Raw genomic sequence first — 15,053 nt, 5'->3', positions numbered from 1 at the left:
CTTACTGCTGATTCTGTAATGCTTCTAGTTCTTCCCAGCGTTCAAACGCGGCTTCCAGCTTCGACTCTAGCTCAGTCAAATGGTTCAATGCCTTGTGGGTCGTTTCTTGATCTTGTTTAAAGAAGTCTGGATCGCTGACCAGTGCTTGTTGTTTGTTCACTGCCTCTTCAAGTTCCTCTACTTTACTGGGCAACGACTCTAATTCAAGTTTTAATTTGTAACTCAGCTTATTTGAACGAGCAGGCGCAGCTGTCTTTTTAGTCTCGGCTTGTTGCTGCTTTTCTTGGTGAACCTTTTGTGCTTCTTTCTTTTGCTGCTCTCGTCTTTGCTGATACAGCTCAAAGTCACTATAGCCGCCAACAATTTCTGTCACCAGACCTTCGCCCTCAAACGCCCAAACACTACCACAGGTATTATCGATAAACTCTCGGTCGTGGCTGACGACCAGCACGGTGCCTTGGTATTGGTTTAAGATTTCTTCAAGTAACTCAAGCGTCTCAATATCCAAGTCATTGGTCGGCTCGTCCAGCACAATAATATTTGAAGGCTTAAGGAAGAGCTTTGCTAGCAATAAGCGGTTTTTTTCACCGCCTGATAATGCCTTTACAGGGGTTCGAGCTCTTGCAGGCGGAAATAAAAAGTCTTGCAGATAGCCAAGCACATGACGCGAGCGACCGCCCATCATCACTTCTTGCTTACCTTCTGCGACATTATCCTGCACGGTAGCTTCTTCATCCAATTTTTCACGGTATTGGTCGAAGTACGCAACTTCCAGATTCACGCCTTGTTTTACACTGCCTGCGTCAGGTTTAATATCACCAAAAAGCATTTTTAACAGCGTAGTTTTACCCGCGCCATTTGGACCGACCAAGCCAATACGGTCGCCACGCATCACCAGCGTTGAAAAGTCCTTCACAATACATTTTTCTTGGAATGCTTTGTCTAAATGTTTCGCTTCAAAGACCAGCTTACCGGAACGATCCGCCGTCTCGATGTTAAAGTCTGTCTTACCTTGTTGCTCGATGCGTTGCTTGCGCTCAACACGAAGCGCTTTTAGTGCTCGCACACGACCTTCGTTACGGGTTCTACGGGCCTTGATCCCCTGCCTTATCCAAGTTTCTTCTTCGGCAAGCTTTTTATCAAACAAGGCATTCTGTTGCTCTTCCACTTTTAAATCATGGGCTTTTTGTTCTAGATATTGCGCATAATCTCCAGGGTATGAAACCAACTTGCCACGGTCTAAATCTAAAATTCGAGTCGCCATTGCGCGTATAAAGGCACGGTCGTGAGAGATAAACACGATCCCCCCTTTAAACTCTTTTAGGAATTGCTCAAGCCAGATAACACTTTGCATATCAAGGTGGTTAGTCGGCTCGTCGAGTAACAGTAAGTCTGGGTCGCTCACCAACGCTTTGGCCAGCGCGACTTTGCGTAGCCAGCCACCGGAAAGCTCTTCTAGGCGCATATTCGCATCTAATTGCAACTGGCTTAGCACTTGCTTGATCCTTGACTCAAAGCGCCACGCATCTTCGCTTTCCAATCGCTGAGTCAGGCGCTCAAGCGAGGTCATCAGTTTATCTGACTGGCTGGTTTGTAGTTTTTCACTGACTTCATGAAATTCAATGAGCAGCTCAGCGACATCAGGCAAACCGTTCGCAACATAATCAAAGACTGACCCATTTGCGCCCTTTGGTGGGTCTTGTTCTAGCCTTGAAACTTTTAATCCACCAACACGGTTGATTTCACCATCATCAAGTTGAACTTGATCATCAAGCACTTTCAGTAACGTTGATTTACCGGCACCGTTTCGGCCCACAATACAAACGCGCTCGCCTGATTCAATAACGGCATCAGCTTGGTCAAGTATAGGGTGTGAACCAAAAGCCAGTTGGGCTTTAGCAATTCGAATGAGATCCATATTATTCTATAAATTCTTGTAGTTGTTGTTGAGTAAAAGGCCAGCCAAGTTCCTGACCTGTCTCGCCTTTTTTAATCACTGGAATTCTATATTGATATTCCGTCATCGTCTCTTCACTATCGACGATATCAACGAGTTCAATTTCGGCTTCAGGCAAAAATTGAATTAACATCGCCAATGCTTCTTCACAAAGATGACAACCATCGGTGTGGAATAAGGTACATTTAATCATGACGGACCAACCAGCTGTTGTGAATTTGCTTGTTACGTTTAAAGTCCAAAGACAAGGTTTGCGATGAGTATTCTTCAGCAGTTAGGCCAAGTGCCGCAAGTCCCATTTCATCGATTTTAAAACCGCGTTTGTTGTTAGAAAACAGCAGTACACCATTCGGTGCTAATATTTTCTTTACCCAACCAAATAGTTTTAAATGATCTCTTTGCACGTCAAATGCGTCAGACATACGTTTAGAGTTAGAGAATGTTGGTGGGTCTAAGAAAATGAGATCATATTGACCAACGGCTCTTTCAAGCCATTTTAAGCAATCCGCTTGCTCAAATCTGAAACGTGGATTCTTCAAACCATTTAGCTCAAAGTTTTCTTCAGCCCATTTTAGATAGGTCTTTGACATATCTACTGTGGTAACAGACTTAGCACCGCCAACTGCGGCGTGCACCGAAGCACTACCTGTGTATGCAAATAGATTTAACACGCGTTTATCTTTCGAATGTTGCTGAATAAACTTGCGGGCTAAACGGTGGTCAAGGAATAAACCAGTATCTAGATAATCAAATAGGTTAACCTTAAACTTAGCACCGTACTCTTCTACTACCTCAGTGCGGTTTTGCTTGTCTAGAGCCTTATATTGCTCTTGGCCTTTTTGGCGTTTTCTTACTTTTACCGCGATGTTTAGCGGGTCGATATTCAGCTGCTCGGCGGTAAGTGTGATCACATCTTGCAAACGTTTTTGCGCAACGCTATCGTCAATTTCTTTTGGCGCTTTGTATTCAAAGATGACTGCATTGTCGTTATATACATCAACCGCAACATTGTACTCAGGAATATCCGCGTCATAAACACGATACGCGTTGACGTCTTCTTTTTTCAGCCAAGATTTTAAGCCTTGCAGGTTTTTCTTCAAACGGTTGCCAAACGCAGTCGAGCCTTCAAAATTAAGACCGCTGCTCTGTTTATTTTGCTGTACCTGCATTTCATTCATTTCATACAAGTTAAGCAGCACGTCGAGCGGGCCATTTTTGAATTTATAAGACTTTTTACGCGCTAGTTTTAGCACTTTTAACAGGCTTTCTTCACTTGCAAGTAACGCCAAATTCCAGTCTTTATAGTGCTTTTTAAAGGCGATCCCCATATTGCGATAGAGCGTAATAATTTCGGCCATACCACCTAGACGTTCACCATAAGGCAAGTTACTCAGCACAGTGCCGGGACGTTTAGCAGCAAGGCTAAGCTGATTGGCGTCTTCAAACTTAAACTTAATATGTGACTCAACGCCTGCGCGCTTGGCATTACGCTCAGCGATTGACAACACACGTTCATCGATATCACTACCGATCAGCCACAAGCTCTTTTGCTCTGGTTGTACATTTAATTGTGCTTTAAGCTCGGTGAACTTACTTTCACGAAAACTCGGCAGGCGCTTAAAGGCAAAATCTTTATTAAGATTAGTAGGTAAACCAAGCGCCATAGAAGCCGCTTCAATCAATAGCGTGCCAGAACCACAGCAGGGGTCAAAAAGCGGCTTATTAGTATCTTCAAGCCAGCCGCTACGTTTAACAAGCGCTGCCGCTAAATGTTCACGAATTGGTGCTTTACCTTGTTTGTCACGATAGCCTCTATCAGATAAGCGAGGTCCCGAGAAATCGATATATAGCGCACAGCCTTGCTTAGATAATTTCGCTATGATGCGAATATCCGGTGTCTGTTTGTCAACATCTGGACGTTGCTCAAACAAGTCGTTGAAGTAGTCAACGATCCCATCCTTAACAACCAGACCAGAGAATTGCGTATTTTTAAGCGCATTATTCGTACCATTAAACTCTACTGCAAAGGTCTGCTTTGGGCTAAACCAATCTTGCCATGCCTGAAAACGAACAAACTTGTAGAGAGAATCTTTGTCATTCACTTCTGGTTTGTCATCGATAAGCAACATCACGCGCGTTGCAAATCGTGTCATCATACAGAACTTTTGTACGTCTAGATTAGCGCCTGTGAACTTAACTGAACCAACGGTTTGCTTGTTTATTTCAAAACCAAACTCGGTTAATTCTTCAACCAGTAACTGCTCTACACCAATAGATGTCAATGCGATAAATTGCAATTTGAATACCCTTAAATTTCAACTGGGCGCAGTATAACACACAAGTTATCGTTAGTTATTAGTTGAGCTTGGTTGTATGAGGATAAATTACGTTAAAAATTTAGCAAGTTCAGAAAATTTAACTTATCTAGCGCGCTTATGTTCGAGTTCCTGCTTTGGTAATTTTGCAGTAAGTTATGGAGCTCCCCTTTTTCAAACCACACGCCACCACAGCACCCGCACTCACTAAAACTAGCTTCAAAGAGCGTATAGTCTTTAAGTGTATGACCATCATCAGGGCATAATTGTAAAACGTCACGCTCAACCAACGACCGCTTTGCAATAAAATCGGTATAACTAAAGTGATAAGTATGTTTAATGGAATCAATAAATTTGCGCGGCAACCAAATGGCACCGCATGACTGACATTGATAACCGCAATGTCCTTCAGCGTCGGCATAAATTAGTTTTAACGTTTTATCGCAAAGGCAGTGCATTTCGTTCCCTTAAACTGCAAACAACACAAATTAGGTACAGGTTAATACAGGAAATAATTGCTGGTCAATAAAACGATGGGATGAACTTGGCTATGCGCTTTGATGAACTCGGTGTGTTAACACAAGAGGCGCTAACCGATCGTTCAGTACTTTTATCGCTTGAAATTGTTCAAGCTCTATTCCCTCATCAAGAATAAATTGCTCGTTCAGGCTTAAACAAAGACTTGATTGACCATCATGCTCGATAATTAGAAACTCGCCGCTGCTTAACTTGGAATTTAAACACACAACCGCCTCACTCACAGGTTCACCACCAAAATATGGCTTAAAAAACCAGCTTTTTGCTTGCATCGGTTGTAAGTGAAATTTTGCTGCTGTTGCATTTAAAGCGATTTGGCAGCATCTAGGCTCGTTCCAAACACCAAAACCGCATAGGTAGGAAAATACACTCTGATAAAATTCAGCTTCGCTGAGACTAAAATTGGGATTAGCGGTTGAGTCTTCAGTAAGGTGGCGCAACCGAAAAGGCGTGCAAAGCTGAAGCTCGTCACCCAAATCAATTAACAACCTGTTCCTTTCTGTGCAGCGGATCCATTGCCACTCTTTTGAAGCTTGCAAAACTTCTCTCCCACCAACCAATTAGCTCAACTAGTAAGTGGGAGTATAACGCGAAAAACGCAATGATGAAATTTTTTATAATAACGTTTTGTTTTGGATCATTTGGTTATATGACCGATCCTTATAAGGACGAAACGATCTTTTTAACAAGTGCAGGCCCTTCATAAATAAAGCCTGTGTAGACTTGTACTAAATCTGCACCAGCTGAAAATTTCTCTTTTGCAGATTCCGCACTGTCAATACCACCTACACCGATGATTGGTAGCTTACCGTCGGTAATACGCTTCAATTCGCTGACAACATGCGTCGATTTTTCACGAACAGGTCTACCAGACAAACCACCTGCTTCATTACCGTACTCTAGGTTTTCTACCGCATCTCGGGCTAATGTTGTGTTAGTTGCAATAACACCATCAATACGATTATTAACTAACGATTCTGCGATCTGGGTTAACTGAACGCCATCGACATCTGGTGCAATCTTTACCAACATAGGCACTGACTTATTATGCTTGGCGATCAGATCCATCTGTTCATTTTTCAGGCTTTGCAATAGATCATCTAGCGCTTCGCCATATTGTAGATCTCTAAGGCCCGGTGTATTTGGTGAAGAGATATTCACGGTGATATATGAGGCATGCTCAAATACTTTTCTCATACAGTGAATGTAGTCATCTTTACCTTGTTCATTCGGTGTATCTTTATTTTTACCAATGTTGATCCCAAGGATCCCATCGTATTTTGCTGCTTTTACATTGTTGACTAGGTAATCGACGCCCTTGTTATTGAACCCCATGCGATTAATAATCGCATTTGCTTCAGGTAGACGAAAGATCCTAGGCCTGTCGTTGCCCGCTTGTGGTCTCGGCGTGACAGTTCCCACTTCAATGAAACCAAAACCCATTTGCGCAAATGCTTCGATACACTCAGCATTTTTATCAAGACCGGCGGCCAACCCTACTGGATTTTTAAACTCTAAACCTAGAAAATTAACAGGTTTGTCTTGAACTGATTGAGACCATGCAAGGCTCATTGGCGTATTCGCAAAGCGGCGCAGGTTGCTTAGGGCAAAATCGTGTGCCCACTCCGCATCTTTATTAAACATAAAACGACGCGCAAGATCGTAAAACATGGTAGCTCCTCAGTATTGGTAACGTAATCGACTTAGCTAAAATTACCCGAGCGTAACTTTAGCTAAATGGATTATGCCAATGGCATTAGACAAAAAAATACCCCAGTCAAAGCTGGGGTATTGTAGCGATTTCTAGATTATTTGGAAGTATCGCAGTTGTGGCTTAGTAACATTAGCTCACGAAGTGCAACTGAGAACTTAGCAAAGTCATGACTCTGCGACGTCTTAAACTCGGTTAGCATTTGCTGCCAACGGTGTAGTAAGCCTGCTTGCTTATCCATCCACTGTTCAATCTGTTCATTGATATCATTGTCATCACCAGCAAAGCTGTTTAACACAACCTCTGACAATGAACGCTGTTGCCAATCCAGCTCTTCACGATATGAAGCTCGAGCAAGCGCCTGCCAATGGTTTGCAACAGGTTGAGCCGTGATTTGGTCAAGGAACCAATGTAGACCCATGTTTGCACCAAGCGTGAAGTAAGTATTAGACACAACACCGATCTTACGACCTGAGCTATGTGCAACTTCCGCTAAGTCCATGACCGAGAACAAGCTTGAAAGTGACACGATACGCAGTGCAATCTCAGCTGGTACACCTTGAGATTCAAGGTCACGTGCTTTATCAACGATCTGCTCGCTTTCATTTGCAACCATGTAGTTGTGTAGATTTGCACTTAAATCTTTAAATGTAGGTGCAAAGAACGCGATGGTTTGCTCGATAGTTTGAGACTTGTCACGATGACGCAAGAACCAACGCGTTGCACGGCGAACCGTACGACGTAATTGATATAGCATTTCCGTTTGAACTGCCGCTGGGATCTTATTATCAAGCGCAGAAATCGCTGACCACGTTTCCTTCATTTCAAAGATTGCACTTGCAATTGAGTAGCAAACCGCAATTTCTGCATCCGTTGCACCTGTCTCTTCGTGCATACGAACCATGAAGTTTAGACCCATATCGTTAACGATATTGTTTGCAAGTTTCGTTGCAATGATCTCTTTACGTAGCGGGTGATTATCCATCGCAGCATTGAAACGCTCGCGCAGCGGTGCTGGGAACGAGTTCACTAACAACTGACGGTAGTATGGATTTTCTGAGATCTCATCAACAACTAATGTCTCTTTTAATACCATCTTAGAGTAAGAAACCAATACAGATAGCTCAGGACGCGTTAGGTCTTTACCTGCCGCCGCACGCTCTGCTAGCTCTTCATCAGTTGGTAAGAATTCGATTGCACGATTTAGCTTGCCGTCTTTTTCAAGTGCATGGATAAAGCGTACTTTCTCTTTCAGCGTCGCTGGACCTTTAGACTTAGTAACCGAAAGCGTGTGCGTTTGACGGTAACAATCTTTCAGTACCAATTCTGATACTTCATCAGTCATTGAATACAGTAATTCGTTACGCTGCTTATTCGTCAATTCACCTTCAGCAACTAGGCCGTTAAGTAGGATCTTGATATTAACTTCATTATCCGAACAGGCAACACCACCTACGTTGTCGATAAAGTCAGTGTTGATACGACCGCCGTTTGAAGCGAATTCGATACGACCTAGCTGAGTAGCACCTAAGTTACCACCTTCACCAAAGATCTTAGCACCAAGCTCACCACCGTTGATACGTAGTGCGTCGTTTGCACGGTCGCCCACTTCAGCGTCAGTTTCAGATTTAGACTTGATGTAAGTACCGATACCACCATTCCACAGTAAATCAACTGGCATCTTCAACAATGCTTTGATCAACTCGTTTGGTGTCATGCTCGATTTCTTAGTGCCTATCATCTTCTTCATTTCAGCGCTTAGCGTAATTGCTTTCGCTGCACGAGAGAAAATACCACCGCCCTCAGAAATTAGATCCTTATTATAATCTTCCCAGCTTGAACGTGGCAGATTAAATAGACGCTCACGCTCTACATACGAGCTTGCCGCATCTGGGTTTGGATCGATAAAGATGTGCATGTGGTTGAATGCCGCTTGTAAACGAATGTGCTTAGATAGCAGCATCCCGTTACCAAATACGTCACCACCCATGTCACCGATACCAACCGCTGTGAAATCAGTTGTTTGACAGTCAACGTCCATTTCACGGAAGTGACGCTTAACCGATTCCCAACCGCCTTTAGCAGTAATACCCATCTTCTTGTGGTCGTAACCAACTGAACCACCTGACGCGAAAGCGTCACCAAGCCAGAAGTTATAAGACTCAGCGATACCATTTGCGATATCAGAGAAAGTCGCAGTCCCTTTGTCCGCTGCAACAACTAGGTATGGGTCGTCTTCGTCGTGACGTACAACATCCACTGGTGGCACAATGTCACCATGTACGATGTTATCTGTGATGTCTAGTAGACCACGGATGAAGATCTTGTAACACTCTTGGCCTTCTTTGAAGAACGCTTCACGTTCAGTTGGAAGTTGTTTACAAACAAAACCACCTTTAGAACCTACAGGTACGATAACCGTATTCTTAACCTGCTGTGCTTTAACCAGGCCAAGTACTTCTGTACGGAAATCTTCACGACGGTCTGACCAACGTAGACCACCACGAGCCACTTTACCACCACGTAGGTGAACACCTTCTACGCGTGGAGAGTAAACGAAGATTTCAAACGCTGGTAATGGCAATGGCATATCTGGCACTGCGCTTGGCTGGATCTTGAATGACGTGTACGACTTATTCGTGCCATCAGCTTCTTTTTGATAGAAGTTAGTACGCAGCGTTGCATTGATCATATCAACGTACAAACGAATGATACGGTCATCATCTAAGTTCGCTACATTTTCAAGCTCTAAGTAGATAGCATCAACAACCTTCTGAAGCGCCTTTTCAGTGGCAACTTTCTTCGGTGCAAACTTCTTCACGAATAGATCAACGATCATCGCTGCAATGTGCGGGTAACGGTCAAATGTATTCTCGATGTAAGACTGCGAGAACGTCACACCAATTTGGCGCATGTATTTAGCATATGCGCGTAAGATAGATGCTTCACGACCAGTTAGACCACCTAATAACACCAGGCGGTTGAAACCATCGTTTTCTAGACGGTTATTCCACACATTGGTCAATGCCGCACGGAAACGTGCTGATACTTTGTCAAAATCAGTGATCCCTTTGCTGTCGATAAGCATAGAGAAATCCATGATCCAGTTTACTTGACCGTCAGTCGTCTTCACCGCGTATGGTGTTTCACCAATAACACGCAGGCCAAAGTTCTCAAGCATTGGCATCACGTCTGATAAGTGAATAGGCTCTGCTTTATGGAACAAGCTCAAACGAACAAGCTGTGACGTTGCTTCTTCTTGAGGTCTGTAGAACAGCATCTCAAGTTTGTTGTCATCGTTTAGTTGTTCTAGCTTCTCAATGTCTACGACTGCTGCGCTTGGCAATACTTGGTCTTTGTAAGCAGACTGGAAGGCATTCGTGTATTTACGGTTTAACTCGTTACCACGAGACTCACCCGTTCTTTCAAGAAGTGCAGATTGTAACTTGTCTTCCCAAGTACGAGCGGCTTCTACCAAGTTATTTTCGATTTCTTTCACGTTGTAATCTATGTTGTTGTCATCAACACGCACGATATAATGCGTACGCGCAAGTGTTGATTCAGAGAAAAAGGTGGTGAACTCTACTTTGTCGCTAGACTTAAATGCACGGCCTAGCAGTTGTTGAGTTTCACGGCGTAACGCTGTGTTGTATCGCTCTCTTGGCACATAAACCATACAAGAGAAGAAACGACCATACACATCCTTACGCACAAATAGGCGACACATGTCACGTTCTTGAGTTTGTAGAACGCCCATTGCCACTTCAAGTAGCTCGCTTTCGCGTGCCTGTACTAACTCATCACGAGGGTAGGTTTCAAGAATATTGAGTACCGCCTTGTATGCATGTGTGCCTTTAGCAAAGTCACATTGCTCCATGATACGGTTAATTTTACTCTTAAGTACCGGAACATCTACCGCACTGTTGTTGTAGAAGCTAGAAGAGAACAAACCAATGAAACGGTCTTCACCAATCACGTTACCTTCATCATCAAAACGCTTGATACCAACATAGTCAATATATGCTGGTCTATGAACGCGTGAAAGTGAGTTTGTCTTGGTTAAGATCAACAAGTTGTTACTGCGTGCTTCTTTGCGCGCAACTTCAGGCAGTTCAGACAATAAACGGCTGTGATCGTCACCTGAGTTTTTCATTAGTCCGAGACTTGTGCCTTCAACTGGCTTCAGTTCATAGTCACCTTGAACTGGAGTCAAATCATATTGGCGGTAGCCCATAAAGGTAAAGTTGTCGCTAACCAGCCAGTCTAAAAACTCGACCGCTTCAGCGACTTCTTCTTTTGAACAACTATAATGACGGGTCGGCAGCTCTTTACTTACGCTCACCAATTTATCGCGAATTGGTAGCCAATCAGCAACCGCAACAGAAACATCATTTAAGACAGATTCAAGCTCAGCTGTAAAATCAGCGATCACCGAATCATCTGTTTGCCTGTCGATTTCGATAAAGAATACGGTCTTAGTAGACGTAGATTCTTGTTCTGCTTTTAAGTTAGAAACCGCGGTGATTGCACCAGCATCATTTCTTTGTAACTTAAGTGGAGAATGAAGTAATAGGTGAGAGACTATGTTTTTGCGATTCATCGCCATGCGCACTGAATCAACCAAAAACGGCATATCTTTAGCGATTATCTCGACAATCGTATGCGATGATTGCCATCCATCCTTTGCAACCTCAGGATTAAAAACGCGAATGACGGCATCGTCAGACTTGTTTTTATCAAGGGCATTCCAAAGGCTCAATGCTGCGCCGTATAAGTCACTGTCGTTACGATGTGCCAAATCCTCTTTAGACATATTGCTGTACAAGGTTTTGGCAAACGTTTCGACAAGTGACACTTTGTCAGCATGGACTTTTTTATGGATAAGCTTGCAGACGTTATCTAGGATAACAGAAGCTGTGCCTTCATTTTGTGTCATTATGTGTTCCTTAATCTATACCACCTTTGAACGGTAGATTATTTGTACAGCCATTTATTAGCGTGGAGTCAGGTAAATTCTAACCTTTCTGACGCTAATAAACAGCCTTTTTGACGAAAACATTTCAAGCTTTTCAGCTGTTTGCTCATCTATTCACAAAAAATAGATATAAATCGCCAATACCAAATAAAAAGGAGCACAATTATTCACATTATTTTTTCTGGTCAGACCAGATAAGCGTTCCAATTGCCGGTAAAAGCAGCACAGCACCCAGCATATTTACCAAGAACATGAAGGTTAAAAGGATACCCATATCAACCTGGAACTTAAGCGCAGAGAAAATCCATGTGCTTACGCCAATCGCCAATGTGATACCAGTAAACAGTACCGCACTGCCTCGTTCAGCAAGCGCATTTCGATAGGCAACCGACAACGGCATACCTTGCTTAAGCTGTCCCATCATAGAGGATAGAATATAAATGCCGTAATCGACACCTATTCCCACACCCAAAGCAATTACCGGTAGCGTCGATACCGTTAAACCGATTTCAAGCTGCACCATAAGCGCCTGTGCCAGCGTTGATACCACATATAAAGGTAGTACCACTGCGATAGTCGCTCGCACGCTCCTAAAGCTCGCTAGGCACAACAGAATCACCGCACCGTACACGTAGATCATCATAGGAACCTGTGCCTCGGAAACGGATTCATTTGTTGCCGCCATCACACCGATTGGACCTGATGCTAATTTAAAGGCAACATCATCGGTTCCCTCTTCTTCTGAGAACGCTTTGATCTTCGCAATCACATGGTCGATAGATTCGGCCTTATGATCTGCCATAAAGATGATAATAGGCATCACCGAACAATCACCGTTAAGTAGCCCTGAGCTTGTCTCAACTCGAGAGGTAGCTTGAACTAGAGAAGCGGTATTTCTTGGTAACGTCTGCCACTTTAAGTTACCTTCGTTGTACCCAGCATTAACCGCTTGTGCAACGGAGCTTAAAGAAACAGCCGATTGTACACTCGGTAAGTTTTCTACTCGCCATTGGAAGCGACTAATACGCTCCATTGTATCGTGCTCAGTACAAGCCGCAGGTGTCGCTTCTACAATGACCTTTAAGATATCAGAAGAAATGGCATAACGGTCTGAGATAAGGAAAGTGTCTTGGTTGTATCTGGCATCTTCATGTAGCGCCGGTGCACCAGCATGTAAATCACCAATACGCATTTTTTCAGATTGCCAGTAGCCAAATGCAAATAGTACTGCACTGATAAGTAAAATCACTCTGGCCACTTTTTTGTCTGTGGTTTTCACCAAGGCCTCTCGCATTGCTTCAAACATACCATGGCTGGCATTTTTACCATCACCAAGTCGCTTAATATTTGCAGACTCAAAGAACGATGCCATTACAGGAAGCAGTACCAAGTTGGTAAAGATAATAACCGCAACCCCTAAACTGGCAGTAATAGCAAGTTCACGAATAATACCGATGTCGATTGCCAGTAAAGTTAAGAAGCCAACGGTGTCCGAAAGTAGAGCAATGCCACCTGGGATAAGTAATGCTTTAAAGCTCGCTTCAGCAGCCACTTTGCAGCTTACCCCTTCCGCTACTTTTTTACCTATCGCGTTGATCATTTGCACACCGTGACTCACGCCAATAGCGAAGACTAAGAAAGGCACCAAAATAGACATGGGATCAACACCAAAACCCAAAGTACTGAGTAAGCCCATCTGCCAAATCACAGCAATAAATGAGCAAACAATAGGAAGCAGCGTAAGCTTAAAGCTCTTACAAAACATCCAAACCATAATAAAAGTAAAAGCAATTGCTAACGCAAAGAAAAGCACTACACCTTTTGCACCATCAGCAATGTCACCGGCCATTTTCGCAAAGCCAATAATATGTATGCTCACGTTATCAGTGCTAAGAGGCGCTCGGATCTCAGATTCTAGTTTTTGCGCAAAGGCTAAGGTATCAAGCTTTTCTTGAGTTTGCGGATCGGTTTCCATTAACTGGGCGGTTACCATGGCACAAGAATAATCGCTTGCAACCATACGACCCACAACTTTTGCTTTCTCGATGTTCTGCTTTACAACCGCTAGGCCTTGTTCAGTAGGTTGGAAATTAGCGGGAATAATAGGTCCACCGGCAAAGCCGTCCTCTACCACCTCAACGAATCTCGCACTGGGTGCAAAGATTGAATTCACCAGTGGACGATTAACACCAGGGATAAAATAAAGTTGATCATGCACAGCCTTTAGCTGAGTGAAAAATGGCTCATTAAAGATGTCACCATCTTTATCACAAACAGAAATAAGAATACTATTTGCACCACCAAACTGTTTTTCGTGCTTCAAGTACACTTTCATGTATTCATGATTTAGTGGAATATTTTTGTTAAATGAGGCATCGAGCTGAATTTGTGTGGCTTTGAAACCCAAAAATATCGTCGTCAGTACGAAAAAAGACACGACGGTAATACGGTGCCTAAAGATGGCGTATACCAATTGATTTAAAAACGCTTGCATTAGTTTTTCACCTCTACCTCAGCAATCCCCTGCTCCGTCGCTAGAATTAGCTGATTCTTTTTAACCACGCCTGCTAAAATAGAGTGGCCGTTTTTTAGTTGTTTTGAGGTTAGCTTACCTGCTATCAACGTGAATATTACACCGCTGTTAGCAAACATATAGGTCACATTATCTTTGTGGGCAATACTATTTATTGTCGCCGTTTTTTGAGTATCAAGCTGCACTACTTGCTGTGCATTGCCAATAAATGCGTTGCCCCTAAGGCCTGCAACAATAAGTTGGTTATCTGATGTTTGATCAACAGCAAAAAATGAACCACGATAAAAAGGCTCAAATTTTTGCCATGTTTTTCCTAAGTCATCACTTTGTGCCACAAGTCCCATTTCACCGGCAAGATACATCATGCCTTCGGCGATTAACAGGCGATTAAAATGGGGAAGAATAAATGCCGTTTCTTGTTCGTATGCCGCGGGGTCTTGCTCTTTTAAATCGGCTAAGTAGTCGACATCATCGGGGTGAACAAATTCACTGATAAAACGTTTTGTCCAAGACTCACCACCATCAGTGGTCTCAAAAAACATGCCATAAGCGCCCACAGCAAAGCCGTGTTGTTGGTCAATAAACTCAATATCAAGACAAGGCTTTTCCAATGTTGGTAGATATTGTTTTAGCGCCCATGTTTTACCACCGTCTGTGGTTTTGATTATGCTGGCGTCGTGGCCACAAGCCCAACCAATATCTTTACCTTTGAATGTCACAGAGGTTAACAGTGATTGAATTGGCACCTCTGCCTGCGTCCAGTTTTGCCCTTCTTGTTTAATAATTATTGTGCCGTGTTTACCTACCGCAATTAACGCATCACCGTTATCTGTAATATCTGTGAAAAGCGTTTGCTCTGGGTGAGCGACCATCAGGGCTGATTCTGCTGAGATCTGATCACTACTTTCGGCTACTGCTACATGCGCCATAGTTAAAATCGAGGCTGCTACTAACTTCTTCATCATGAGAAAACACTCGAGTTGTGAGAGGAAAGGAGGAAGAAGGCTGAAGCGAGGTTGCTTCAG

The 15,053-nt window shown here is 43.3% G+C and carries 9 protein-coding genes; all 9 read right to left on the bottom strand.

Going from position 1 to position 15,053, the window contains the following annotated elements; translation table 11 throughout:
• Window position 1 precedes the first annotated feature (1 nt).
• Window positions 2-1,918 carry an ABC transporter ATP-binding protein gene (locus NH462_RS05835; RefSeq protein ID WP_045962525.1) on the bottom strand — a complete coding sequence of 639 codons (1,917 nt, stop codon included), beginning with the start codon at window positions 1,916-1,918 and terminating at the stop codon, window positions 2-4.
• A 1-nt stretch (window position 1,919) separates the two neighbouring features.
• On the bottom strand, window positions 1,920-2,150 hold the full coding sequence (locus NH462_RS05830; RefSeq protein WP_010371514.1) for a glutaredoxin family protein: 231 nt from the start codon (window positions 2,148-2,150) through the stop codon (window positions 1,920-1,922).
• A complete protein-coding gene (gene rlmKL, locus NH462_RS05825; protein WP_253104784.1) occupies window positions 2,143-4,254 on the bottom strand; it encodes a bifunctional 23S rRNA (guanine(2069)-N(7))-methyltransferase RlmK/23S rRNA (guanine(2445)-N(2))-methyltransferase RlmL in 2,112 nt (703 codons plus the stop codon). Before rlmKL ends, NH462_RS05830 begins: the two co-directional genes overlap by 8 nt.
• Before the next feature lie 92 nt (window positions 4,255-4,346).
• Entirely contained in the window at window positions 4,347-4,730 is a 384-nt protein-coding gene (locus tag NH462_RS05820) for a zf-TFIIB domain-containing protein (RefSeq protein ID WP_253104781.1), read from the bottom strand.
• 90 nt (window positions 4,731-4,820) lie between these two features.
• On the bottom strand, window positions 4,821-5,348 hold the full coding sequence (locus NH462_RS05815) for a cell division protein ZapC domain-containing protein (RefSeq protein WP_211859760.1): 528 nt from the start codon (window positions 5,346-5,348) through the stop codon (window positions 4,821-4,823).
• 121 nt (window positions 5,349-5,469) lie between these two features.
• Window positions 5,470-6,480 carry a quinone-dependent dihydroorotate dehydrogenase gene (pyrD, locus tag NH462_RS05810; protein WP_253104779.1) on the bottom strand — a complete coding sequence of 337 codons (1,011 nt, stop codon included), beginning with the start codon at window positions 6,478-6,480 and terminating at the stop codon, window positions 5,470-5,472.
• Window positions 6,481-6,617: 137 nt separating this feature from the next.
• Window positions 6,618-11,456 carry an NAD-glutamate dehydrogenase gene (locus NH462_RS05805; protein ID WP_017218694.1) on the bottom strand — a complete coding sequence of 1,613 codons (4,839 nt, stop codon included), beginning with the start codon at window positions 11,454-11,456 and terminating at the stop codon, window positions 6,618-6,620.
• A gap of 211 nt (window positions 11,457-11,667) precedes the next feature.
• A complete protein-coding gene (locus NH462_RS05800; RefSeq protein WP_017218693.1) occupies window positions 11,668-13,989 on the bottom strand; it encodes an MMPL family transporter in 2,322 nt (773 codons plus the stop codon).
• Complete coding sequence (locus NH462_RS05795; protein WP_253104833.1) at window positions 13,989-14,990, bottom strand: YCF48-related protein; 1,002 nt, start codon at window positions 14,988-14,990, stop codon at window positions 13,989-13,991. Before NH462_RS05795 ends, NH462_RS05800 begins: the two co-directional genes overlap by 1 nt.
• Between the last annotated feature and the right edge of the window lie 63 nt (window positions 14,991-15,053).

Source organism: Pseudoalteromonas sp. OANN1, assembly GCF_024124685.1.
Taxonomy (GTDB): Bacteria; Pseudomonadota; Gammaproteobacteria; order Enterobacterales; family Alteromonadaceae; genus Pseudoalteromonas; species Pseudoalteromonas piscicida.
This window is presented reverse-complemented; position numbering and strand designations above follow the sequence as displayed.

What these genes read in the sequence shown, in the direction of transcription:
- NH462_RS05835 (WP_045962525.1), bottom strand. Translation starts at nt 1,918, where the DNA reads ATGGATCTCATTCGAATTGCTAAAGCCCAACTGGCTTTTGGTTCACAC.
- NH462_RS05830 (WP_010371514.1), bottom strand. Translation starts at nt 2,150, where the DNA reads ATGATTAAATGTACCTTATTCCACACCGATGGTTGTCATCTTTGTGAA.
- NH462_RS05820 (WP_253104781.1), bottom strand. Translation starts at nt 4,730, where the DNA reads ATGCACTGCCTTTGCGATAAAACGTTAAAACTAATTTATGCCGACGCT.
- pyrD (WP_253104779.1), bottom strand. Translation starts at nt 6,480, where the DNA reads ATGTTTTACGATCTTGCGCGTCGTTTTATGTTTAATAAAGATGCGGAG.
- NH462_RS05805 (WP_017218694.1), bottom strand. Translation starts at nt 11,456, where the DNA reads ATGACACAAAATGAAGGCACAGCTTCTGTTATCCTAGATAACGTCTGC.
- NH462_RS05800 (WP_017218693.1), bottom strand. Translation starts at nt 13,989, where the DNA reads ATGCAAGCGTTTTTAAATCAATTGGTATACGCCATCTTTAGGCACCGT.
- NH462_RS05795 (WP_253104833.1), bottom strand. Translation starts at nt 14,990, where the DNA reads ATGAAGAAGTTAGTAGCAGCCTCGATTTTAACTATGGCGCATGTAGCA.